Here is a 23,684-nt window from a genome sequence, read left to right on the forward strand (position 1 = left end):
CCAATGAGCGTCACAGACGTATCAGATCACGGCCACGAAATTCGCGAGCGCTTCGGCTTCTGGCGGCGCTCCTATGCGATGGTGGTGAAGGAGTTCATCCAGCTCCGCCGCGACCGCGTCTCCTTCGCCATGATCGTGATGATCCCGGTGATGCAGCTGCTGCTGTTCGGCTATGCCATCAATACCACGCCGCACAATCTGCCGAGCGCCGTCCTGCTCCAGGAGGATAGCGATCTCGCACGCTCCGTGCTGAAGGCTCTGGAGAACACCGCTTATTTCCGTTTCATCCGCGAGGTGCACGACGTCGACGAGTTCGACAACCTGCTGAAGTCCGGCAAGGTGCTGTTCGGCGTCGAGATCCCCCGCGGCTTCGAGCGTGCGGTCCGGCGCGGCGACAAGCCGGCGCTGCTGGTCGCCGCCGATGCGACCGATCCGGTCGCGGCAAGCGCCGCGCTCGCCTCGCTCGGCATGATCGTGCAGACCGCGCTCCAGCACGATCTCTACATCGGCGATCCCCCGGAGATGCCGTTCGAGATCCGTGCGCACGCCCGCTACAATCCAGCCGCGTCCTCGCGGCTGAACATCGTGCCGGGCCTGGTCGGCACCATCCTGACCATGACCATGCTGATCTTCACCGCGCTGTCGGTCACGCGCGAGGTCGAGCGTGGCACCATGGAAAGTCTGCTCTCGATGCCGATCCGGCCAGTCGAGGTGATGTTCGGCAAGATCATCCCTTACGTGCTGGTCGGCTTCATCCAGGCTTTCCTGATCCTCTCGATCGGCGTGTTGCTGTTCGGCGTGCCCGTGCTGGGCAGCCTCACCTTGCTGGCGCTGCTTTCGACGCTGTTCATCACCACCAATCTCGCGATCGGCTACACTTTCTCGACCATCGTGCAGAACCAGCTCCAGGCCATGCAGATGTCGATGATGTTCTTCCTGCCGAGCATTTTGCTGTCCGGCTTCATGTTCCCCTTCGCGGGCATGCCGGTCTGGGCGCAATATCTCGGCGAGGTGCTGCCGCTGACGCATTATGTGCGTATCGTCCGTGCCATCATGCTCAAGGGCGCAACTGTCCAGAACCTGCAATACGACGCGTTGGCGCTGGCAGCCCTCATGCTGATCGCCATGGTCATCGCCGTGACGCGCTTCCGCCGCACGCTCGATTGAGGCAAAATGCCCCGCAACGACAGGGGGCAAGATGGTCAGTTTTGCAAGCAGGGCCGCCGGGCAGCAAGCCGCGATATCGGCGGATTTCGAGCACGAGCTGGCTCGCGAGGTGCTGCGGACCGAGCTGTTGCGCGTCAAGGCGCTGATCGTGACGGGATGCGTCATGATCCTGTTCATCACTGCGATGTACCTGATCGCCCCGAGCGTCGTGGACCGGGTCTGGCACGGAGCGTCCGGACTAATCGAGGTCTTCGGCCTGCTGATCGGGTTTGTGCTGTTCGAGGTCTGGGTTCAGTCCCAGATCAGGCGAAATCTCAGGCTCGATCGGGACGTGCCGGTGGTCAGGCGGTACATCGGGACGCTGATCGAGACCTCGCTGCCGACCGTCATCCTGGTCCTGGAGATCCGGAGCATGGGGGCGATCCCGGCACTTGGCTTTGCCGTGCCTCTCGTCTATTTCATCTTCATCATTCTCTCGACGCTCCGCCTCGATTTCTGGTTGTCGGCCTTCACCGGTTTCGTGGCGGCGGCCCAGCTCCTAGCCGTCGCACTCTATTTTGATCCCGTCAGTGGCGCCGGCGAGCCTCAGGCCTATTTCCATGCGGTACGCAGCTGCATCATCCTGGTCTGCGGCGTGCTCGCAGGCGCCGTCGGCGCGCAGCTTCGCCGGCAGTTCGCGGCAAGCATCACGGCAGCCACCGCGCGCGACCGTGTCACAAACCTGTTCGGCCAGCACGTCTCGCCGCAGGTCGTCGAGCGGCTGATGGCGGAGGGGACCAGCGCCGGCGGCGACATCAGGCGCGTCGCGGTGATGTTCGTCGACTTCCGCGGCTTCACCGCGGGTGCACGCTCGCGATCGCCGCAGGATGTGGTCGACCGGCTCGATGGCGCCTTCGCCGTGCTGGTCGACATCCTCGATCGCCATGGCGGCATCGTGAACAAGTTCTTGGGCGATGGCTTTCTCGCGCTGTTCGGCGCGCCGCTCGCCGCGTCCGACGCCGCGCACCGGGCAGTGGCCGCCGGCCGCGAGATGCTCACCGCGATGGACCACATCAACGCACAATCGAGCTGGCCGCTGCGGATCGGCATCGGGATCCACTTCGGCGAGGTGGTCGCTGGCAATATCGGCTCGCCCCGGCGTAAGGAATACACCGTGATCGGCGACACCGTGAATTTTGCTTCAAGGCTGGAGGCGCTGAACAAGGATTTCGGCTCGCAACTTCTGATCTCGTCCGCGGTGCGCGACGTCCTCGGCGATGATGGCGACGATGCAGTCGCGCTTGGAGAGGTCGAGGTGCGCGGCTACGAGCGGCCGATGGCGGTGTTTCAGTTGGGATAGGACCAGCCTTCAGAAAGCGGGACTTGAGGTACTATAGTAGCGCTTGACTCGTACCTCATCTAGTCATCTATATGACTATATGAATTCGGCTTCGCTCGACGACCGCCTGCCACGCTATCAGCGCTTGCGCGACGATCTCGCCGCGCGGATCAACCGCAATGAATGGCGGCCGGGCGAGCCGATCCCGTCCGAAGCTGATCTCGCCGCGCACTACGGCGTCGCGATCGGCACCGTGCGCAAGGCGATTGATCAGCTGGTCAGCGATGCCGTGCTTGAGCGCCAGCAGGGCCGGGGGACCTTCGTCCGCCGCGCGCGCTTCAACTCTTCGCTGTTCCGCTTCTTCCGCTTCCAGTCCGAGAGCGGCGAGCGCCGCGTGCCGCAGAGCCGCATCCTCAGGCGGAAATGCGTGCCGGCGACCTCCGCCGTCGCATCCGCGCTGCGCATTCCCGTCGGCGAGCCCGTGATCAGCCTGTCGCGCCTGCGCCTGATCGACGACGTGCCGCTGCTTGCCGAAGAGATCTGGCTGCAACGATCGCGCTTCGCAGCGATTCTCGACATCGACCCGTCCGAGTTCGGCGACCTGCTTTATCCGCTCTACGAGGAACGCTGCGGCGAGGTCGTGGTGTCGGCCGAGGAAATCCTGACCGTCGAGACTGCGAGCGAGATGCAGGCCCGCCTGTTGCGCCTCGAAGCCCACGCACCGCTGATCGTCATCGAGCGTCTCGCGCTCGATCTCGAGCGCCGTCCGATCGAATGGCGCCGCTCGCGCGGGCCGGCCAACCGCTTCCGCTACCACGCCGAGATCCGGTGAGCGCAGGCGACAACGATACCAAGCAATAACCAATTTTCGGGGAGAGACGATGGCAAACTGGTACAGCGAAAGCTCGCCGCTGGAGCGGCGCACCTTCTGGGCAAGCTTCGGCGGCTGGGCGCTCGATGCGCTCGACGTCCAGATGTTCGGCCTTGCGATCCCCGCGCTGATCGCGGCCTTCGGCATCAGCAAGGCCGATGCCGGCCTGCTCGGCTCGATCACGCTGTTCTTCGGCGCCTTCGGCGGCTGGATCGGTGGTGCGCTCGGCGACCGCTTCGGCCGCGTGAAGGCGCTTCAGATTACGGTCGCGACCTTCGCGCTGGCGACTTTCGCTTGCGCCTTCGCAATGAGCTTCACGCAGCTCCTGGTGCTCAAGGCGATTCAGGGACTCGGCTTTGGAGCCGAATGGGCGTGCGGCGCGGTGCTGATGGCCGAGATCATCCGCCCTGAGCATCGCGGCAAGGCGCTCGGCTCGGTGCAGAGCGCCTGGGCCGTGGGGTGGGGCGCAGCGGTGCTGCTGTCGGCGCTGGTCTTCACCTATGCGCCGGCGGATATCGCCTGGCGGATCCTGTTCGCGGTCGGACTGTTGCCCGCGCTCCTGATCATCTTCATCCGCCGCGGCCTGAAGGAGCCGCAGCGCGCTGCATCGAGCGAGCCGGAGGCGCCGTTCTTCGCCACGCTTGCCGGCATCTTTCATCCCGACGTGCTGCGCTCGACGCTGGTCGGCGGTCTGTTCGGCATCGGCGCGCATGGCGGCTACGCCGCGCTGACGACGTTCCTGCCGACCTATCTTCGCGAGGTGCGGCATCTGTCGGTGCTTGGCTCGAGCGGGTATCTCGCCGTCATCATCATCGCCTTCTTCTGCGGTTGCGTGACGAGCGGCATCGTCAGCGACCGCATTGGCCGCAGAGCCAACGTCGCGTTCTTCGCCACCGCCTGTATCGTCACCGTGCTCATCTACATCTTCGCGCCGCTGACCAATTCGCAGATGCTGGTGCTGGGTTTTCCCCTTGGTTTCTTCTCCGCAGGTATTCCGGCGAGCATGGCTGCGCTGTTCAGCGAGCTCTATCCGGCAGGCGTGCGCGGCACCGGCGTCGGCTTCTGCTATAATTTCGGCCGCGTCGTCTCCGCCGCGTTCCCGTTCCTCGTCGGCTATCTCAGCGACCATATCGGCCTCGGGCCGGCGATCGGCATCGACGCTGCCTTTGCCTATTCGCTGGTGCTGATCGCGGTGCTGCTGCTTCCCGAAACCCGCGGCAAGGTCTTCGAGCAGGCCATAGCCGGCACGCGTGCCTGACCTGCGAATGTGGAGGAACGAACATGACGACAAGCGAACGCGGCCTGACGCGCCGTCAATTCGGCGCGGTCGCTGTTGCCCTTGCCTCGGTGATCGCCAGTGCGGGCAAGGCGGTGAGTGAGGTGACGATGCCGGCGATCGATACCCACGCCCACGTCTTTCATCGCGGCCTCAAGCTTGCGCCCGGCCGGCGTTACGCGCCGGACTACGACGCACCGCTCGATCTCTATCTTGAGCAGCTCGATCGCAATGGCATGACCAACGGCGTGCTGGTGCAGCCGAGCTTTCTCGGCACCGACAATTCCTATCTCGTCGAATGCCTGAAGGCGACACGCGGCCGGCTGCGCGGCATCGCCGTCGTCGATCCCGCGGTTCCTGCCGAGGAGCTTGCCGCGCTCGACCGCGCCGGCGTCGTCGGCATTCGTCTCAATCTCGTCGGACAGCCCTTGCCGGATCTCGCTGCGCCCGAATGGAAGGCGCTGCTCGCGTCGGTCAAATCGCTGGGCTGGCAGGTCGAGATCCAGCGCAATGCCTCCGATCTCGCGACGCTCGCGCCGCAGCTCCTCGACCGCGGCATCACCGTCGTGCTCGATCACTTCGCGCTGCCCGATCCAAAGCTCGGCGTCGCTGATCCCGGGTTTCAGGCGGTGCTGAAGCTCGGGGTGACCAGAAACGTCTGGGTCAAGATCTCCGCGCCGTATCGCAACGGCGCCGCCGGCGAGAATTTTGCGAAGCAAGCCTATCCGTTGTTGCGTGCTGCCTACGGTCTCGATCGCCTGTTGTGGGGCAGTGACTGGCCGCACACGCAGTTCGAGGCGACGCAGACTTACGAGAAGAACCGTCGCTTCCTCGACGAGCTCGTCACGGACAAGGACGAGCGCGCGCAAGTGCTGGCCTCGCCGCGACCACTCTTCCGCTTCTAGAGCATGATCCGGAAAAGTGTGAAGCGCTTTTCCGAAGAGATCATGCTCAAACAAGAACCTTGCGCGATTGCACCGAGTGCTCCGAGTTTTGGGGCATGACGGCTGCTGGCGTCGGCCTGTAACATGCAGGCCGATGCAGCCGGTCGAGGTTGCCATTCGCGTGAGGGAAGAAAGATGCAACGCCGCTACATCACCGTCGACGTGTTCACCAACCGCGCCTTCGGCGGCAACCAGCTCGCCGTCGTGCTCGATGCCGGCGGGCTGTCGACGCAGCAGATGCAGGCGATCGCGACCGAGTTCAACTATTCCGAGACGACGTTCGTGCTGCCGCCGCGCGACAAGGCGAACGATGCCGAGGTGCGCATCTTCACGCCCGTCAGAGAGCTTCCCTTTGCGGGACATCCCAATGTCGGCACCGCGTTCGTGCTCGCGACGATCGCTAAGGAGCCGAAGCCGCGTCTGCTGTTCGAGGAGAAGGCTGGCCTCGTGCCGGTGGACATTCAGCGGGAGCAGGGCAGGGTAGTCAACGCCGAGCTCACGGCGCCGCAGCCGCTGAGCCGCCTCGCGCAGCTTTCTGCAAACGACGTTGCAGCCTGTCTGTCGCTGAGTGCGGAAGACATCAGGCTGGATCGGCATGCGCCGCAGGTTGTGGGTGTCGGAACGCCGTTCGTGGTTGCGGAAGTGCGTTCGCGCGATGCGGTGAAGCGGGCGAAGCCCGACGCTGCGGCGTTCGGCCGGCTGTTCCCCCTCGATGGCGCCTTCGCTGTCTATTTCTATACGCGCGACGTGCCTGCGGCAGAAAAACCCTGCGATCTCCAGGCGCGGATGTTCTTCCCCGGCGCCAGTGGCCTGATCGAGGATCCCGCAACCGGCAGCGCCACGGTCGCAGCCGCCGCCCTGTTCGCCGATCTCGATCCCCGGCGCGACGGTGAGTTGAAGCTCACCATCGGCCAGGGATTTGACATGGGCAGGCCGAGCATCCTGCTGACGCGCGTGGTGAAGCAGAACGGCGCGCTTCTGTCCTCCCACGTCGGCGGCAGTTGCGTGCAGATGATGGAAGGAACCTTCCGGCTCGCGGGGGAGGGCTAAGCTCTCCCCACTCGTCATTCCGGGGAGCGCGGAGCGCGAGCCCGGAATCCATTCATCCAGCGACTCTGTGGTCCGATGGATTCTCAGATGCGCAATTGCGCATCATAGCTCGCGACTTCGTCGCGCCCCGGAATGACGGCGGTTAAATCTGTCGCCCGACCAAATTCTCCACCTTCACCCCATCGCGCTCCTCGATGATCTCAGCGATCATCTGGCGGTGGCAGTGGGTGTGGTCGCGCTCGTAGCAGAGCAGGCAGACAGGACCCGCCCTCTTCACCAGCGCCGACAATTCGTCGAGCTCTTCCTTGGCCTGCGGCGTCTTCAGGTGCTTTGAGTAGATCTTCTCGAGCACCGAATACTCGCCGCTGCGCGCGGCGAGCCGTCCTTCCTTGGGTGTGCCGAGTGCTGCGAGATGGACGTAGGCGATGCCGCGTTCATCTAGTCCCGCCGCGAGCTGCTTCTTGGAGAAGCCCGGCCGGCGCGACGACGTCACGGCGCGCACGTCGACAAGGAGCTTGACCCCGGCATTCTCCAGTTCGTCCAGCACCGCCTTGGGTGGCGTCTGTTCATAGCCGATGGTGAAGAGCTTTTTCGCTTTGGCCATGGCAAACCTCAGGCGATCCGGGCGATCAGCTCCATGGCGCCGGCCGGCGCGCGGACCTTGCCTTCATGGATGACATAGGCGAACACGTCGCGCGGCGCCTTCTTGGGCTTTGCCTCGTCAACCTTCGGCAGGTCATCCGGTTCACTGCCCGAGGCCCAGGCCTGAAACCGCTTGCCCCAGGCATCGAGATCCCTGGGCGGATAGCAGGTCTTCAACTCGTCATTGCCCTTCTGAAGCCGCGCATAGACGAAATCGCTGACCACGTCGGCGATCGCCGGATATTTGCCGTGCTCGGCAAACACGACCGGCGTCTCGAACTCGCGCAGCAGCGCGACGAAGTCGGGCGTGCAGAAGCTGTCGTGACGAACCTCGACCACATGACGTAGCGCGCGGCCATCGAGCTTGCGCGGCAAAAGTTCGAGGAACTTGCCGAAATCGGCGCCGTCGAACTTCTTGGTTGGCGCGAACTGCCAGAGAACGGGGCCAAGGCGGTCGCGCAGCTCCAGCACGCCGGAATCGTAGAACCGCTTGATGGAATCTCCGGCTTCCGCCAGCACCCTCCGGTTGGTGGCAAAGCGCGGCCCCTTGACCGAGAAGACGAAGCCGTCGGGCACCTCGGAGGCCCATTTGCGAAAGCTTTCCGGCTTCTGCGAGCCGTAATAGGTGCCGTTGATCTCGATCGAGGTCAGCTTCGATGCGGCATAGGACAGCTCCTTCGCCTGCGTGAGCTTCTCCGGATAGAACTCGCCGCGCCAGGGCTCGAAAGTCCAGCCGCCGATGCCGATGAAGATGTTGCCCGATTTTTGCGACGCGGTTTTTGCTTTGGCCACCGGAGGATCTCGCGCGGATGAGGGGAGGGGGTGCATCCTAAAGCATGATCCGGAAAAGTGTGAAGCGGTTTTCCGTAAAGGTCATGCTCAAGCAATAACCTAAAGCGCGATCTCATCGCGCTTTAGTCACGAGATGTGATTGGCCAGTTGCGGACTCCCGTCTAAGCTCATCCTCGGGATCTGCGATAACAGGAGAACAAGATGCGGATGCTGATCGCGCTGGCGCTGGTCATGATGACGTCTGCTGCCATTGCCGATGATGACGATGCGGGAGGGGCGCACAAGCTGGCAATCCAGGGCCGCGACGACTATTGGCATTGCCTGGCGCGGGAATATTCGCGCGACAGCAATCAGGGCCTCTCGGAACAGGATTTTTCGCGCTCGGTCGCCGGCGCCTGTCCTTCCGAGCGGCAGTATTATCGGGTCGCGTTGCTCGACTATCTGACGACGCAATATCCCAACATCGATGCCGGCGCTCATCTCGCGACCGCGAACAGGGCGGTGGAATCGGCGCAGAAGGACATCGTGACGGCCTTCGCGAAGCACAGGGCGCCTCAGCGTTAGCTGTTCGTGCATTAACCGTCGGAACCCGGCCCCCTTCCGGCGGCTGGCGCATCCATGATATTGTTTCAATACATTGCATCGGGAATGGGCAGGCATGACATCTGAGTCGATCGGAGGCATTTTTGGCGCGATCGTCGCAGCTATCGTGCTGGCGGTTGCCGTCGTGTTCGGGCCGATCGGCCAATATGGCAAGCCGCCGAAACCGAAGGCGGCGGCCCAGCCTGCGGCCGCAGCACCCGCGGCTCCGGCCGCGCCTGCCCCACGCGGACCTGTCATCCGCGAAGTGCCGAACCAATAGGTCGGCCCCCTTGCGGAGGGCCAATGTCGTTCCTATCTAGGTGATAACGGCGACGTTGCAGCTTACCGCTCCGGCGCCGGAACGACCTTGGAATAGCTTGGCCGCGCCGGATGTACGCGCGGTTCGTTATTCTGGGGTCGTTGGCATTTTTGTACCCCCTTTTGGGGGCTTTCCCCTTAAAACCCCGGCTTGGCATCGCAGGACGCGGCGGATATACGCTGCCCGTCATGAATGAAGCTATCAGACCGGCCCGTGAGACCCCGCCGCACGCCCCGCAATCGGGGCCGCGGTCGCCAGAGCTTTCCGTCGTTGTCCCCACCTTCAACGAGCGCGACAATGTCACGGTCCTGTACCGGCGGCTGGAGGCGACTCTGGCTGGGATCGCCTGGGAGGTCGTGTTCGTCGACGACAATTCACCCGACGGAACCTGGGACGTGGTGCGCGGGCTCGCCCGGCGCGACAGCCGCGTTCGTTGCATCCGCCGCATCGGCCGCCGCGGCCTGTCGGGCGCCTGCATCGAAGGCATTTTGGCCTCGAGCGCTCCCTATGCGGCCGTGATCGACGCCGATCTCCAGCATGACGAGACGCAACTGCCGAAGATGCTCTCGCTGCTCGCGAGCGGAGAGGCCGAGCTCGTCGTCGGCAGCCGCTATATCGAGGGCTACAAGAGTGAAGGCTTCAACAAGCAGCGCGCTGGCGCCAGCGCGCTGGCGACCGAAGTCGCCAAGCAGGTGCTGCAGGTCGAGATCGCCGACCCCATGAGCGGCTTCTTCATGATTCGTACCGACCGGTTCGAGCAACTGGCGCCAAAACTCTCGGTGCACGGCTTCAAGATCCTCCTCGATATCGTCGCGACCGCGCAAGGCAGCTTGCGCGCCGTCGAAATTCCCTACACCTTTGGCGCGCGCCAGCATGGCGAGAGCAAGCTCGATTCCATGGTCGCGCTCGACTTCCTGGGCCTGGTGCTGGCGAAGCTCACCAACGATGCGGTGTCGCTGCGCTTCCTCCTGTTCGCGATGGTCGGCGGCATCGGTCTCGTCGTGCATCTCACGACGCTGTTCATCGGGCTCGAGATCTTCAAGGCGCCGTTCGCGGAGGCGCAGGCCGCAGGCGCTCTCGTCGCCATGACCAGCAACTTCATCCTCAACAATTTCCTCACCTATCGCGACCAGCGGCTGAAGGGCCTTGCGATCCTGCGCGGCCTGATCGCCTTCTACATCGTCTGTAGCGTCGGCCTGTTCGCAAATGTCGGCGTCGCCTTCTCGGTCTACGACCAGGAGCCGATCTGGTGGCTTGCCGGCATGGCCGGTGCGCTGATGGGCGTGGTGTGGAACTACGCGATGTCCGGACTGTTCGTCTGGCGCAAGAAATAGCTCATCATGGGCGGGGCTGACGCGCGGATCGTCCGCAACACCGCGCTCATCATCGTTGCGCTCGTCGTGCTGCGGCTGGTCGCCGCCGCCTTCACGCCGATCACCTTCGACGAAGCCTACTACTGGATGTGGTCGAAGAATCTGGCGGGCGGCTATTACGACCACCCGCCGATGGTCGCCTACGTCATCCGCGCCGGCACGATGATCGCAGGCGACACCGAGCTCGGCGTGCGGCTGGTCTCGATCCTGCTCGCGCTGCCCATGAGCTTTGCGGTGTATCGCGCCGCCGCGATCCTGTTCGGCGGCGTGCGCGTTGCCGCAACCAGCGCGATCCTGCTCAATGCGACGCTGATGGCCGCGGTCGGTACCCTGATCGTCACGCCCGATGCGCCGCTCCTGGTCGCCTCCAGCTTCGTGCTGTTCTTCCTCGCAAAGGTGCTGGAGACCGGCCGCGGCGTATGGTGGCTGGCGGTGGGCGCTGCGGTCGGCGCCGCGTTGCTGTCGAAATACACCGCATTGTTCTTCGGTGTCGCGATCCTGATCTGGCTCGCCGCGGTGCCGAAGCTGCGGCGCTGGTTCATCTCGCCCTGGCCCTATCTCGGCGGCATCCTGGCGTTTGCGATCTTCTCGCCCGTAGTGCTCTGGAATGCCGATCACCAATGGGTGTCGTTCCTCAAGCAGTTCGGCCGCGCGCGGATCGAGGATTTCCGCCCCGTCTTCATCGCCGAGCTCATCCCGACCCAGTTCGCGTTCGCTACTCCGCTTGTCTTCATCCTCGGTGGGATGGGTCTTCACGTGCTGACCTGGCGGCGGATTGGCGCGTCTGCCTCGCGCATCCTGGTCGAGACGATGTTCTGGACCATCGTCGTCTATTTCGTCTGGCATTCGCTGCACGCCCGCGTCGAGGCCAACTGGTTCGCGCCGGTCTATCCCGCCTTCGCGGTGGCGGCCGCGGTCGCCGCCCACATCGCGCAATGGAAGCCGCGGCAGCAGGAGCTCGTCGCCTTCTGCCTGAAATGGGCGGCGCCCGCCGGCATCGCGATGTTTGCGGCCCTGATCGTGCAGGCCAACACCGGCTGGCTGTCCGGCTATCGCCGCGACGCCACCGTGCGCAGCGTCGGCGTCGGCTGGCGCACGCTCGCATCCGAAATCGAGGCGGTCCGCGCCAAGACCGGCGCGACCTGCGTCCTGGCGCCGGACTACGGCACCACGGCCTGGCTCGCCTTCTATCTGCCGCGCGGCACCTGCGTAGTCCAGCGTGACCAGCGTATCCGCTGGGTCAATATGGGCGAGCCCGATCCGAAACTCCTGGCCGGCAAGCTGCTCTATGTCGACGAGCTGCGCGCCGACGGTCACCCCTTCCTCAAAGACATCTTCTCGCAGGTGACGCGCGTTGCTGAATTGCAGCGCAAGCGGGGACCGCTCGTCGTCGAGACCTACGGGATCGATTTGCTGGAAGGCGCCAAGGGCGAGGTTCTCGATCGTTCGCCGCCGCCGGAAGCCCGGTAACGGGTTTCAAGCTCTCAGCCCGCGACGTCGGCTTCAGTCGCGGCCTGTCCAGGCAGCCGCTCTTCGTGCCAGAACCAGACGGTGACCGCACTGGTGCGGCCGCGAACCTGCGTCTGCAACGGTCCCGTCAGAATGCCACGGGGATCGCCGTGGAAGTCGGCCGCATCCAGCAGGGTATCGCTGAACGCGAGCCGCGCATCGTGCTGGGCGGCAACCTCCATCAACCGGTTCGCCACGTTGACGTTGTCGCCCGTCGCGGTGATGTGCTGGTGGCTTCCGCCGAGACGCGAGGCGACGATCGGGCCGAAATGCGCGCCGATCTTGAAGCCGAGCTGACTCCTGTATGGTGCTGGCAGCGATGCCATCCAGCTGGCCACGACGCGGTGCAGGTCGATCGAGCATTTCACGGCACGGGCTGCATCGTCGGGCGCAGCGCGGGGCAGGCCGAACAGGATCATGGCGCCGTCGCCGAGGAATCCGGTGATCGTTCCGCCGGACGAGACCGCCGTCTTGTCGACCAGCGCATGAAACGCCTTGAGCAGGTCGCGGAGCGTGTCCGGATCGAGTCGCTCGCTGAGCGCGGTGAAGCCGGAGAGGTCGATGAAGACGACGGCGGCATTCTGGTGGACCGGCTCGCTGAGGAAATCGGGATCGCGCGCCAGCCACTCCTGCACGGCGGGTGCCTGGAATTGCGCCAGCGATCGGCTCCTTGCCGTCAGGTACTGCGTCCTGCGGCCTCCCGCCCACAATTGCACGCCGGCAAAGATCGCAACCGGCGGCACCGCGGCTGCGAGCGTGGTTGCGGCGTTGAGCCAGATGCCATGTGTGAAGGCGAACAGGTTGAGAGCGGCCCATGCCATCACCACCACGGTCGCCGCAATGAGTCCGATCGCGCTTCGCCGCCAGGCAAGCAGGCCCACCAGGATCATTGGCAGCAGGATCGCAGCGAATGCGTCGGCGATATGAACCTTGCGGTTGCGCACGATGCCGTCGCCGGCGACGAGATGCGTGATCGCGGTCGAGACGACCTCGACGCCGGGCATCAGGGTATCGAACGGCGTCGGAAAGAAATCGCCGCCGCCGGCGACCGATGCGCCGATCACGATGATCCGGTTCTCGATTGTTCCGCGATCGAGCGTGCCGTCGAACACGTTCTGCGCGCTGAGCGTGCGGATCGTGCGGCGCGGGCCGTAGTAGGTGATCGGTAGCGAAAAGTCGGTGTCGGTCGAGACCGTACGATCGCCGAGCATGAGATGATCAGGCGCAATCGTCAGCGGCTGGCCGAGCGCCTGGCTCGCCACGCGCAGCGGAAACGACAGCTCCACCTTGTCGTTCGTCCGGAACAGCATCGGGACCGAGAGCGGGGAGCCGGACTGCCCCGTCGCAACATTGACGATGCCGACCTCGGCGTGATCGGCGAAGGCCGGCAGTGGCAGCAGGAAACGTTCGGCCTGGGGCAGGGCGGCGAGCGGCTCTTCGCTGCTGGTTGCCACGGTATCGCTGGCGGTTGGAAAGATCGCCGCGGCAGCCAGGACCGTGGAAGCGGCGGCCAGCGAACGCGCCAGCATGGCATCGCCGAGCCTGGCGCCGGGATCGACCAGCAGCAGGTCGACGGCAATCACCTTCGGCTTGAATTGTGCGATGGCATCGACGACGCGCGCGAGGTCGGCGCGGGGAAGCGGATAGTGGCCGCCGCGCTTCACGACGGTGTCGTCGACCGCAATGATGGTGACGAGATCGGGGGGAGGCTGCGGGCCGCGCGCCAGCGTTCGCAAGTCCGTCAGCGTTGCCTCGAGACGATCGAGAAACCGCAGATGGCCGTTCGCGTGAGCGACGTAAATGGCACCGCCCCACAGCGCGGTGAGGATGAGCGCAAGGATGGTCTGAACGCGTCGGCTACTCATACCGAGCCTCTATTGTCCGAGTCTTGCCATCAAGGCGTCGATGCGCGGCTGGCCCCAGCGCTTGACCTCCGTCATGCTGTTCGCATCGACGTCGACGCCGTCGCCCGGTCCGAGCACGACGGCCCGACCACGCGCCCTGCGGCTGACGCCGACACGTCCGTCGGCGACGAACACGGACGTCTTGCTGCCGTCGGCGGCATCGACGGCCCATCTCGTGCCGCGCACTGCGGCGATCGCCTGCGGCGTCAGCACCTTGAAGGGATTGCCGCCGGGCTTCTTGCGAACCTCGATCAGCAGCGCCTTGCTGCTCAACTCGACCGAGTCGATACGTCCGTCGCGGTTGGCGTCCTTAAGTTCAAATCTGGCGCCATTTTCCGCAACGATCGTGATGCCGTTGTCGCAGCGCCAGATCTGTGTACTAGCGGTCTGCGTTCCCGCGGCCGACGGCGACGACGTGCAACCCACGCCGGCAGGCTGCGCGACCGTCTCTCCGATCAACAAGAACGACGACACCAGAGCCAAAAATCCGGCGTGCGCGACCCTTCTCATGCCAGCCTCCATCGGCGTGCTCGGCACATTTCAAGGCGATGTTGATACGGTACCGTATCATTCGCGGAGGCTGCTGAAAAGTGCCGAGGTTGGAGCTATTTTGCCGCGGGGCTCTTTTCCAGACGTGGTGTGATCAACTCTCGGTAAGCGCGCCGTGTCGGATGAGCGCCCGGCGCGCGATGGGCGTCGGCGTGTCCCGTCGGAGTGGAATCCACCAGCCTCGCGCAACGCCCCGTTGCTACGATCCGGCGGCGTTGAAGATCACGAAAAGGCCGTGGTTGGATGCGTGATGAGGGCGGCCGGAGGGGGCAGGTCATCGCGCCAAACCGGTCGAGAAACATGGTTAATGATTTCGGCTAAGTCCGTAATTCTGCGGACTTTTTCCCGAAACGGGACAGCCTTCGCGGGTTGCCCCACATCCGCCCGAACTTAATCTGCATTTAACTAAAAGTCGCCTTAATGACGCTCCGACCCTCTGCGAGATGCAGTTCTCGGACCGTGACCAGCAGCGGCACTTCGAAGGGGGACTGAGTGACACCGTCCTGGACGCAAGGCGAATGAGTACGAGTATCGCTGCGCAAAGTAACGCGGCACGGAAGTCCAAAAAATCTTCTTGGAAGTCTTCCCGGAAAGTGACCACCCAGACCATCGTCGGCGCCGCCGCGATCGGCTGCCTCGTGCTGGGCGCCGGCTGGACCGTCTACAACAACGTCTTCGGCGCGAACGTCTATCCGACCGTTGGTACCGCCGGCTACGACGAGCCCGTGATCAAGCGCGCGCCGAAGGTCGCGCTGCGCGAGGCCGGCGAAGCGGTGAAGGAAGTCTTCGCGATGCTGCCCGATCGCGGGCAGATGGTTACGCCGATGACCCGCGAAATGTTCAACGAGCGTTTTGCCGCTGCGGCCCCGCAGAGCGTGGAGTCGAATGCGGCGAGCGCCGCACCTGTGGCTCCCGCGACCAAGGTTGCCGAAGCCAAGGACACTGCGAAGCCCGCCGCGCCCGTGAAGGTTGCGGAAGCACCGAAGGCGCAAGGCCCCGCCAAGATCGCAGACGCCGCGAAGGCCAGGCGCGGCGCGGATGCACCGGTTCAGGTTGCCTCGGCCGAGCCGGCCGAGACCGCGCGTGTGCCAGAGGCAAAACCCACGAAGTCTTTCGCCGATCGCGCGAAGGCGGCGGTAATGGCGATCACCGGGCCGCGGCAGTCGATGGTCGAGAAGCTCTGGGGCAAGCGCGAGCCGTCAGGCGGATTGCTGGCTTACGCGTCAGCCGATGCCAGCGTGACCGCGAGCATCGCGCCGAAGGAGCAGAACCCGATGCTCGGTGGTGCACCGCCCTATGACCGCGACACCGCGGTCTACGACATCACCGCGAAGACGGTGTATCTGCCCGACGGCACCAAGCTCGAGGCGCATTCCGGCCTCGGCTCCAATCTCGACGACCCGCACTCCTCGCGCGTCCGCATGCGCGGCGTGACACCGCCGCACATCTATATGCTCAAGCCGCGCGAGGCGCTGTTCCACGGCGTGCCGGCGCTGCGGCTGACGCCGATCGGCGGCGAGAGCGCGATCTACGGCCGCGACGGCCTACTCGCGCACACCTTCATGCTCGGACCCAACGGCGATTCCAACGGCTGCGTGTCGTTCCGCGACTACTCCGCCTTCCTCGACGCTTACCGCAACAAGGGCATCCGCAAGCTCGCCGTGCTGGCGCGGGTGGAGTGAGTCCTTAAGCCGTCGCTGTCTTGCGCAGCGCCATTTCGGTCGCAATCGCGTTCCGCACGGCGGGCCGCGCCTGCATGCGGGCGAGATAACCGGCCAGCGACGGCCATTGCGCAACGTCTACGCCCGCGGGACGAAGCAGCAGCAACGCCCAGGTGAGATGCGCATCCGCAACGGTGAAGCGGTCGCCGACGAGGAATTCGCGGTCGGCGAGATGCGTGGCAGGCACCGACAATGTCTGGTCGATTCTTGCGCGCGGCTTCGCAAGCGAGGCGTCATCCTTGTACCAGAAGAACGGAAACAGGAAGCCCTTGTGGATCTCCGTGCCGATGAAGCTCAGCCATTCCTGCAGGCGATAGCGATCACGAGTGCCTGATGGTGGGGCGAGACCGGCCTCCGGCTTGAGGTCTGCAACGTATTGCAGCACGGCTGCGCTCTCCGTCAGGTGATCGCCATTCTCCAGGATCAGGACCGGAACCGCGCCCTTCGGCGAGACCGCGCGGAAATCGGCGTCGTCCTCGATGCGTTTCTTGGTCAAGAGGTGGACGAGATGATAGCGCGCCTCGATGCCGGCCTCCATCAACGCGATGCGACTGGCGAGCGAGCAGGCCATGGGCGAGAAATAGAGCTGCAGCATGGTTTGGTAGCTCCGTGTTCGGATTTGTCAGATCAGCGCATCGCTGCGCGCGATGATGGCAAAGCGGTCGGATAGTTCGGCGAGTGCAACGTCATGAACGGTTGCGGCGGCGATCGCGCCGCCGCGGCCGTCAGGCAGGTCGCGCGTTGCGCAGGCATCCGAAGCGATGGTGGTGCGCAGGCCGAGATCAAGCGCGGCGCGCGCCGTCGAGCTGACGCACATGTGGGTCATGAAGCCAGCGAGCACGATATTCTTGCGCCCGGTCGAGGCCAGCCGCGCTTGCAAGTCCGTGCCGGCGAAGGCGTTCGGCAGCGCTTTTTCGATCACCGGCTCGGTTGCGAGCGGCGCGAGGTGAGCGACGATCGCGCCGCGCTCGGCCGCGCGGTCGAACAGGCCGCCGGCTCGGCCCTTGTGCGCGACGTGAAAGATCGCAGCACCGGCCCGTCGCGCGCGGGAGAGTAGTTGCGCCGCGCGCGCGATGGCGGGCTCGGCGTCCGGCAGCGCCAGCGGGCCGGCACAGTATTCGTTCTGGATGTCGATCAGGACGAGACAGGACTCGGCGAGCTCAGGCAGAGCGAGGTCGGCACCGGCGAGTTGAAGCAGGGTTTTTGGGGCGGTCATGCGTGGATGGGCCTTTCGAGGAGATCCGATGCCGGCAAGACTAGTGTCGTGACCGCCTGCCGTAGTGCAGGACTATTGCAGCCGGCGGCTGCAAATTTGCAGGTGACCGGCGCGCCGTGCTAGCCTCTCCGCGATGAACTGGGATGATCTCCGCATCATCGCGGCCGTGCGGGACGAGGGCACCTATGCCGGTGCCAGCGCACGGTTGCGCATCGATGAGACCACGGTCGGTCGCCGGCTCGCCCGCATCCAGCGCGACCTCGGCGTGCCCCTGTTCGAGGCGGTCGACGGATTGCGCCGGCCGACCCGCCATTGCGAAACGGTGCTCGAGCACGTCAAGGTCATGGCGGCGCATGTCGCCGCGATCGATCGCATCGGCGAGAGCGAGCCGGGCGCCGTCGGCCGCTTGCGCATCGCGTCCACCAATACGGTCGCCGAGGAGCTGCTGGCGCCGCGCGCGCAAGCTTTTCTGCGCGACAATCCCGGGCTGACGCTGCAATTCCTCACCTCGAGCGAGAACGTGAAATTCTCGCGCTGGCAGGCCGATCTCGCCATTCGCCTGCGCAAGCCCGACAAAGGCGACTTCACGATCTCGAAGCTCGCGGAGGTGCGCCTGTATTTCTTCGAGCCGGCAGACCGGAGCGATATCGATCCGATCGTGTGTACCTATCCGGACGAGCTCGACGCGATCCCCGAGGCGCAATTCCTGCGCGCGAAGCGGCTGAAGAATGCGCGCTGCGTCACCGACAACGTCCGCGTCATCCGCACGCTGATCCAGTCGCATCAGGCGATCGGCGTGCTGCCCGAATATAGCTGCGAGGCGTTGCTCGCCGATCGCAGCCTGCGCGCCACCTTGCTCGCCAGGCGCCGCGACGTCTGGCTGCTGGTGCAAAACCATCTCAAGCGCGATCCCGCGACGCGCCTGACGATCGAGTGGGTGCGCTCCTGCTTCAAGGACGCGGCGGCGGTCAGGTAGCGTACTAAACCATCGACCTCGTCATCCCCGCGGCGGCGCAAAGCGCCGAGCCCGGAATCCATAACCCCAGGCACTTGCAATGGCCTACTATGCCTAGATCCTCGCGAGCAAGAAGCACGGCACGCTTTGCATCGGCGTGACCAACGACTTCGTGCGCCGCGTTGGCGAGCACAAAACGAAGGCCGTTCCCGGCTTCACGACAAAGTACGGCGTCGACAAGCTCGTGCTGTTCGAAGTCTACGAGGACGCGGCGGCTGCCATCGCTCGCGAGAAAGAGCTCAAGAAGTGGCGGTGGGATTGGAAAACGCGGCTGATCGAGGAGAATCCGAACTGGGATGATCTCTATTCGGGGATATCCAACTGACGTTCGTGGTTATGGATTCCGGGCTCGCGCTTCGCGGGCCCCGGAATGACGAGGGGAGAGAGCCTGCCCCAAACAAAAACCCCGGCATTGCTGCCGGGGTTTCGCATTTCGTGTTCGCCTGAACGGCTGGATCAGAAGTCCATGCCGCCCATGCCGCCGCCCGGGGGCATGGCGGGACCGGCAGCCGCCTTCTTCGGCAGCTCGGCGACCATGGCCTCGGTGGTGATCAAGAGCGCCGCCACGGAGGAGGCGTTCTGGATCGCGGTGCGCACGACCTTGGTCGGGTCGATGATGCCCTTGGTGACGAGGTTGCCGTACTCGCCGGTCTGCGAGTCGAAGCCGTAGGAGTACTGATCCTTCTCGAGGATCTTGCCGACGATCACCGAGCCGTCTTCACCGGCGTTGATCGCGATCTGGCGGGCCGGCGCGGACAGCGCCTTGCGCACGATCTCGACGCCGGTCTTCTGGTCGTCGTTCTTGGTGCGCAGACCCTTGAGCTGCTCGGAAGCACGGAGCAGGGCGACGCCGCCGCCCGGGACAATGCCTTCCTCGACCGCGGCGCGGGTCGCATGCATCGCGTCATCAACGCGATCCTTGCGCTCCTTGACCTCGACCTCGGTCGCGCCGCCGACGCGGATCACCGCGACGCCGCCGGCGAGCTTGGCGAGACGCTCCTGGAGCTTCTCACGGTCGTAGTCCGAGGTGGTCTCCTCGATCTGCGCCTTGATCTGGGCCACGCGCGCCTCGATGTCGGCCTTCTTGCCGGCGCCGTTGACGATCGTGGTGTTCTCCTTGTCGATCATCACCTTCTTGGCGCGACCGAGCATGTTGAGCGTGACGTTCTCGAGCTTGATGCCGAGATCTTCCGAGATCGCCTGGCCGCCGGTCAGGATCGCGATGTCCTGCAGCATGGCCTTGCGGCGATCGCCGAAGCCCGGAGCCTTGACGGCCGCGACCTTCAGGCCGCCGCGCAGGCGGTTCACGACGAGGGTGGCGAGCGCCTCGCCCTCGACGTCCTCGGCGACGATGATCAGCGGCTTGCCGGTCTGCACCACGGCCTCGAGCAGCGGCAGCAGTTCGTTCAGCGAGGAGAGCTTCTTCTCGTTGATGAGGATGTAGGCGTCGTCCATCTCGACGCGCATCTTGTCGGCGTTGGTGACGAAGTAGGGCGAGATGTAGCCGCGGTCGAACTGCATGCCCTCGACGACGTCGAGCTCGGTCTCGAGCGACTTGGCTTCCTCGACGGTGATGACACCCTCGTTGCCGACCTTCTTCATGGCGTCGGAGAGGAACTTGCCGATCTCCTGGTCGCCGTTGGCCGAGATGGTGCCGACCTGGGCAATCTCCTCGTTCGAGGTGACCTTCTTGGAGTTCTTCTGGAGGTCCGCGACGACGGCGTCGACGGCGAGGTCGATACCGCGCTTGAGGTCCATCGGGTTCATGCCGGCGGCAACCGCCTTGGCGCCTTCACGGACGATCGCAGCCGCGAGCACGGTCGCGGTGGTGGTGCCGTCGCCGGCCGCGTCAGCGGACTTGGAGGCGACTTCGCGCACCATCTGGGCGCCCATGTTCTCGAACTTGTCGTCGAGCTCGATCTCCTTGGCGACGGTGACGCCGTCCTTGGTGATGCGGGGAGCGCCGAACGACTTGTCGAGGACGACGTTGCGGCCCTTCGGACCGAGCGTGACCTTCACGGCGTTGGCAAGGATCTCGACGCCGCGCAGCATGCGGTCGCGGGCGTCGACGCCGAATTTCACTTCTTTGGCTGACATATTGGTTTCCCTGAGTTGTCTTGGTCTCATCTCACCCTTGGCGAGGCGCCCGGCAGGCGCTCCTCAGGGTGAGCGGTGCGAGCGGTAGAGTTAGGCGGCCTTCTTCTTCGAAGCCGGAGCTTCGAGCACGCCCATGATGTCGCTTTCCTTCATGATCAACAGGTCCTGGCCGTCGATCTTGACCTCGGTGCCCGACCACTTGCCGAACAGCACGCGGTCGCCGACCTGGACGTCGATCGGGATCAGCTTGCCGCTCTCGTCGCGGCCACCGGGGCCGACGGCGATCACTTCGCCCTGGGAGGGCTTTTCCTTGGCCGTATCGGGAATGATGATGCCGCCAGCGGTCTTCTCTTCTGCGTCGATGCGCTTGACCACGACGCGGTCGTGAAGCGGACGGAATTTCATGCAGTCCTCCTAAGCATTTGCACGAGATGGAGATTTTTGGGTTGTTAGCAGTCGATGCCCGCGAGTGCTACGCAGGCGAAATGGAGATAGGACAGGTTTTTTACGGGAGCAAGGGCTTCTAGCAGAAAAATCAGCACTCAGAAGGCTCGCCTGCCAAAAACATTTTCCATCCTTAACCGGACCCAGCTATTAGCAGGCGTCGCGATCTGCTGCTAAAGCATTGAATTTCAACAACTTGTTAAACTTTTGGGCTTGAGATCGGTTGGCAGTGTGCGTCACATTTCTCTCATGTGAGCGCATCTCCACCGGGTGGCTCTTTAGGGCAGTCCGAGTAAGCCACCCCTTGAATATGCGCTCCTGCAAAGGAGGCTGGCATGGGCTTGCGGGTTGGGGGTGTTTCCGACGACTTCCGGAAACAGTTGCTGGGTTACGGGCTGACGACGGCGCAGATTCTTTACCGGATGCCGGATCATCCCTCGCTGCTCCAGACCTACATCTGGCAGAACTACGATCTGTTTCCGAAATTCCCGGCGCTGACGGATTTCCTCGCCTTCTGGGAGAAGAAGCTCGACGGTCCGCTCTATTCGGTGACGGTGGCGCATTCCAAGCTGATCAAGCCGGCTGAGCTGCGCGCGGTCGACGGCGTGTTCAGGCTGAACTGAGCGCGGCCGCGGAGTTGTAGTTTCCGCGGAGTTGTAGCGTGGGCAAAGCGAAGCGTGCCCACCACTTCTGTTGACGGGGTCACAGAAGTGGTGGGCACGTCGCTTGCGCTCCTTTGCCCACCCTACGATTTCCGAATTCTGTGCTAGCCTTTGTCTCCAGAACAAGAACGGGAGGAAGCAATGGCCAAGCGGAAGGTGACCTCGCGCAGCGCGGCGCAATCAGCGGTGAAGAAGAAGTGGCACGGCAACAAGGTCGCCGGGCGATCTTCAGCCCGCAAGGCCGTGAAGGCGAAAGCTCGCACCACACCTGCCAAAACGCGCATCCGGCCCAAGCAGAGCATCGCCGTCAGCCATCACCGCGAAGAGGATTTCAAAGCCGATGGCCTGCGCGCGTACGCGCATTATCGCGATCTCGGCATCGCAGCGGCAACACATGGTCTCGCGCAAGCCCACGTCATCCGCCTGCTGCCGCCGTGCAATCCGGCCGAGGTGTCGAAGCTCCACTACCACGACGTCGAATTCCAGATGGTCTTCGTGCTCAAGGGCTGGGTGAAGACCTACATGGACGGCCAGGGCGAGACGCTGATGAAGCAAGGCAGCGCCTGGACCCAGCCGCCGAAGATCAAGCACATGATCCTGGATTATTCGGACGACGTGGAATTGCTGGAGATCATCCTGCCGGCCGAGTTCAAGACGGTGGAGATCACGGCGTAATTCTCGCGCCATTCCTGGGAGCGACACGTCCTTCCCGCTGTCATTCCGGGACGCGCGTAGCGCGAGCCCGGAATCCATTTCACTTCTTGCGTTGCTGTCAAATGGATTCCGGGCTCGCGACTTCGTCGCGCCCCGGAATGACGAGCGGAGAGAGACTAATTCAACACCCCCACGATCGCGCCGATCAAACACGTCGTCAGCGTCCCTGATACGATCGATTTCAGGCCGAGAGCGTTGATCTCCTCGCGCCGCTCCGGGGCCATGACGCCGAGGCCGCCGATCATGATGCCGAGGCTCGCGAAGTTGGCGAAGCCGCACATCGCATAGAGCATGATCAGGCGCGAGCGCGCATCGAGCGCATCGGGGGCGAGCTTCGAAAGATCGACATAGGCGATCAGCTCGTTGAGCACCGTCTTGGTGCCCATCAGGCTGCCGGCCGTCACGGCCTGGTCCCATGGCAGCCCCATCAGCCAGCACACCGGCGCCATCACCAGTCCGAGCAGCCGTTGCAGTGAGATCGCCGCGCCGCCGATGTTCGGCAACAGCCCGAGCGCGGCATTGACGAGATAGACCAGCGCCACAAGCACGATCAGCATGGCGACGATGTTGAGCAACAGCTCGAGCCCTGCGGAGGTACCCTTGACGATCGCATCCATCGTGCCGGAGGCGTGCATGTCGGGGTCTTCGAGCGAACCGCCGGTGAGGCGGTCGCTGGTCTCCGGCACCATGATCAGGCTGACCAGGATCGCGGCCGGCGCGCCGAGCACCGAGGCGATGACGAAATGCGCGGCCGCGTCCGGGATCAGCGGCGCAAGCAGCGTCGCATAGAGCACCAGCACCGTGCCGGCGATTCCGGCCATGCCGCCGGTCATCACCAGGAACAATTCGCTGCGCGTCATCTGCGCCAGGTACGGCCGCACGAACAGCGGCGCTTCCACCATGCCGAGGAAGATATTTGCCGCGGTCGACAGCCCGACCGCGCCGCCGACCCCTAGCGTGCGCTCGAGCAGCCACGCCATGCCGCGCACGATCGGCGGCAGCACGCGCCAATAGAACAGCAGCGTCGTCAGCACGCTCATCACCAATACGATCGGCAGCGCCTGGAAGGCGAGGATGAAATCGGCACCGGGTGCCTTGAGGTCGAAGGGCAGCGGACCGCCGCCGACATAGCCGAACACGAACGACGTGCCGGCGCGCGAGGCCGCCGAGATCGCGCCGACCGCGTCATTGATGGCGCCGAAAGCATGCGCGACGAACGGCAGCTTGAGCAGGACGATCGCGGTGAGGAAGGTGACGACGAGGCCGATTCCAGCCTGGCGCAGCGAGACCGCGCGACGGTTTTCCGCCAGCGCCCAGGCGATCGCCAGCAATGCGAAAATGCCGAGTGCCGATTGCAGTCGCAGCATGATGTCCCCAATCCCGCAATGATTATGGCAGCCGGGCCGTTGCAAAGGCAATGCCGGGGCGCACTGGAGCCCGGCCGGTTGTTGACAAGACTACCGGCCTCAGTCACGCCACAGCGTCAACACCATCCGCGCGGGGCGCCAATAGCCTTGCC

24 protein-coding genes are annotated in these 23,684 nt (G+C 64.4%); 15 read left to right on the plus strand and 9 right to left on the minus strand.

From position 1 onward, the window contains the following. Window positions 1-3: 3 nt before the first annotated feature. The 6 genes from SO156_RS08335 to SO156_RS08360 all read left to right on the plus strand — a co-directional run bounded on the left by SO156_RS08335 (window position 4) and on the right by SO156_RS08360 (window position 6,626). Entirely contained in the window at window positions 4-1,167 is a 1,164-nt protein-coding gene (locus SO156_RS08335) for an ABC transporter permease (protein WP_498534451.1), read from the plus strand. Between the two features lie 31 nt (window positions 1,168-1,198). Then, window positions 1,199-2,506: an adenylate/guanylate cyclase domain-containing protein gene (locus SO156_RS08340; RefSeq protein WP_498534452.1), complete on the plus strand. Its 1,308-nt coding sequence runs from the start codon at window positions 1,199-1,201 to the stop codon at window positions 2,504-2,506. A 79-nt stretch (window positions 2,507-2,585) separates the two neighbouring features. Beyond that, on the plus strand, window positions 2,586-3,317 hold the full coding sequence (locus SO156_RS08345; RefSeq protein WP_498534453.1) for a GntR family transcriptional regulator: 732 nt from the start codon (window positions 2,586-2,588) through the stop codon (window positions 3,315-3,317). Between the two features lie 49 nt (window positions 3,318-3,366). Beyond that, a complete protein-coding gene (locus SO156_RS08350; RefSeq protein ID WP_458147218.1) occupies window positions 3,367-4,614 on the plus strand; it encodes an MFS transporter in 1,248 nt (415 codons plus the stop codon). 23 nt (window positions 4,615-4,637) lie between these two features. Continuing rightward, a complete protein-coding gene (locus SO156_RS08355; protein ID WP_498534454.1) occupies window positions 4,638-5,537 on the plus strand; it encodes an amidohydrolase family protein in 900 nt (299 codons plus the stop codon). Window positions 5,538-5,711: 174 nt separating this feature from the next. Then, the gene (locus SO156_RS08360) at window positions 5,712-6,626 is read left to right on the plus strand and encodes a PhzF family phenazine biosynthesis protein (protein ID WP_458147220.1); all 915 of its coding nucleotides are present in this window, start codon (window positions 5,712-5,714) and stop codon (window positions 6,624-6,626) included. Window positions 6,627-6,768: 142 nt separating this feature from the next. Here SO156_RS08360 and SO156_RS08365 read toward each other — a convergent pair whose 3' ends face one another. Both SO156_RS08365 and SO156_RS08370 read right to left on the minus strand, forming a co-directional pair. Beyond that, window positions 6,769-7,230, minus strand: coding sequence for a DUF488 domain-containing protein (locus SO156_RS08365; protein ID WP_498534455.1), 462 nt, complete (start codon window positions 7,228-7,230; stop codon window positions 6,769-6,771). 8 nt (window positions 7,231-7,238) lie between these two features. Beyond that, complete coding sequence (locus SO156_RS08370; RefSeq protein ID WP_498534456.1) at window positions 7,239-8,096, minus strand: DUF72 domain-containing protein; 858 nt, start codon at window positions 8,094-8,096, stop codon at window positions 7,239-7,241. A 165-nt stretch (window positions 8,097-8,261) separates the two neighbouring features. Here SO156_RS08370 and SO156_RS08375 point away from each other — a divergent pair, with 165 nt between their 5' ends. The 4 genes from SO156_RS08375 (at window position 8,262) to SO156_RS08390 (ending at window position 11,804) form a co-directional block, all read left to right on the plus strand. Beyond that, window positions 8,262-8,624 (plus strand): hypothetical protein, encoded by a 363-nt coding sequence (locus tag SO156_RS08375; RefSeq protein ID WP_449377233.1) that lies wholly within the window; start codon window positions 8,262-8,264, stop codon window positions 8,622-8,624. 94 nt (window positions 8,625-8,718) lie between these two features. Then, window positions 8,719-8,922, plus strand: a complete 204-nt coding sequence (locus tag SO156_RS08380) for a hypothetical protein (protein WP_498534457.1) — start codon at window positions 8,719-8,721, stop codon at window positions 8,920-8,922. A gap of 227 nt (window positions 8,923-9,149) precedes the next feature. After that, window positions 9,150-10,295: a glycosyltransferase family 2 protein gene (locus SO156_RS08385; RefSeq protein ID WP_458147224.1), complete on the plus strand. Its 1,146-nt coding sequence runs from the start codon at window positions 9,150-9,152 to the stop codon at window positions 10,293-10,295. A gap of 6 nt (window positions 10,296-10,301) precedes the next feature. After that, window positions 10,302-11,804: a glycosyltransferase family 39 protein gene (locus SO156_RS08390; RefSeq protein WP_498534458.1), complete on the plus strand. Its 1,503-nt coding sequence runs from the start codon at window positions 10,302-10,304 to the stop codon at window positions 11,802-11,804. Between the two features lie 14 nt (window positions 11,805-11,818). On the opposite strand, the gene SO156_RS08395 is transcribed toward SO156_RS08390, so the two are convergent. Both SO156_RS08395 and SO156_RS08400 read right to left on the minus strand, forming a co-directional pair. After that, on the minus strand, window positions 11,819-13,708 hold the full coding sequence (locus SO156_RS08395; protein ID WP_498534459.1) for a CHASE2 domain-containing protein: 1,890 nt from the start codon (window positions 13,706-13,708) through the stop codon (window positions 11,819-11,821). Window positions 13,709-13,717: 9 nt separating this feature from the next. Continuing rightward, window positions 13,718-14,257, minus strand: a complete 540-nt coding sequence (locus SO156_RS08400; RefSeq protein WP_498534460.1) for a FecR domain-containing protein — start codon at window positions 14,255-14,257, stop codon at window positions 13,718-13,720. A gap of 557 nt (window positions 14,258-14,814) precedes the next feature. Between SO156_RS08400 and SO156_RS08405 the strand changes: the two genes are divergently transcribed. After that, the gene (locus tag SO156_RS08405; protein ID WP_498534461.1) at window positions 14,815-15,978 is read left to right on the plus strand and encodes a DUF2778 domain-containing protein; all 1,164 of its coding nucleotides are present in this window, start codon (window positions 14,815-14,817) and stop codon (window positions 15,976-15,978) included. Window positions 15,979-15,982: 4 nt separating this feature from the next. On the opposite strand, the gene SO156_RS08410 is transcribed toward SO156_RS08405, so the two are convergent. Then, the gene (locus SO156_RS08410; RefSeq protein WP_498534462.1) at window positions 15,983-16,612 is read right to left on the minus strand and encodes a glutathione binding-like protein; all 630 of its coding nucleotides are present in this window, start codon (window positions 16,610-16,612) and stop codon (window positions 15,983-15,985) included. Window positions 16,613-16,639: 27 nt separating this feature from the next. Next, the gene (locus SO156_RS08415) at window positions 16,640-17,233 is read right to left on the minus strand and encodes a cysteine hydrolase family protein (protein WP_498534463.1); all 594 of its coding nucleotides are present in this window, start codon (window positions 17,231-17,233) and stop codon (window positions 16,640-16,642) included. A 133-nt stretch (window positions 17,234-17,366) separates the two neighbouring features. Between SO156_RS08415 and SO156_RS08420 the strand changes: the two genes are divergently transcribed. Next, a complete protein-coding gene (locus tag SO156_RS08420; RefSeq protein ID WP_458147231.1) occupies window positions 17,367-18,209 on the plus strand; it encodes a LysR family transcriptional regulator in 843 nt (280 codons plus the stop codon). Window positions 18,210-18,306: 97 nt separating this feature from the next. Further along, window positions 18,307-18,573, plus strand: coding sequence for a GIY-YIG nuclease family protein (locus SO156_RS08425; RefSeq protein ID WP_458147234.1), 267 nt, complete (start codon window positions 18,307-18,309; stop codon window positions 18,571-18,573). A gap of 131 nt (window positions 18,574-18,704) precedes the next feature. Here the strand turns inward: SO156_RS08425 and groL are convergent, their stop codons facing one another. Continuing rightward, window positions 18,705-20,345: a chaperonin GroEL gene (groL, locus tag SO156_RS08430; RefSeq protein WP_254105239.1), complete on the minus strand. Its 1,641-nt coding sequence runs from the start codon at window positions 20,343-20,345 to the stop codon at window positions 18,705-18,707. A 90-nt stretch (window positions 20,346-20,435) separates the two neighbouring features. Then, complete coding sequence (gene groES / locus SO156_RS08435; RefSeq protein WP_212407848.1) at window positions 20,436-20,750, minus strand: co-chaperone GroES; 315 nt, start codon at window positions 20,748-20,750, stop codon at window positions 20,436-20,438. A gap of 374 nt (window positions 20,751-21,124) precedes the next feature. Between groES and SO156_RS08440 the strand changes: the two genes are divergently transcribed. Together SO156_RS08440 and SO156_RS08445 are read left to right on the plus strand one after the other, a co-directional pair. Beyond that, window positions 21,125-21,412 carry an usg protein gene (locus SO156_RS08440; protein WP_498534464.1) on the plus strand — a complete coding sequence of 96 codons (288 nt, stop codon included), beginning with the start codon at window positions 21,125-21,127 and terminating at the stop codon, window positions 21,410-21,412. Between the two features lie 180 nt (window positions 21,413-21,592). After that, a complete protein-coding gene (locus SO156_RS08445) occupies window positions 21,593-22,126 on the plus strand; it encodes a cupin domain-containing protein (protein WP_498534465.1) in 534 nt (177 codons plus the stop codon). 155 nt (window positions 22,127-22,281) lie between these two features. On the opposite strand, the gene SO156_RS08450 is transcribed toward SO156_RS08445, so the two are convergent. Then, the gene (locus SO156_RS08450) at window positions 22,282-23,532 is read right to left on the minus strand and encodes a NupC/NupG family nucleoside CNT transporter (protein WP_498534466.1); all 1,251 of its coding nucleotides are present in this window, start codon (window positions 23,530-23,532) and stop codon (window positions 22,282-22,284) included. Window positions 23,533-23,684: the final 152 nt, after the last annotated feature.

This window comes from Bradyrhizobium sp. UFLA05-125, from assembly GCF_059803515.1.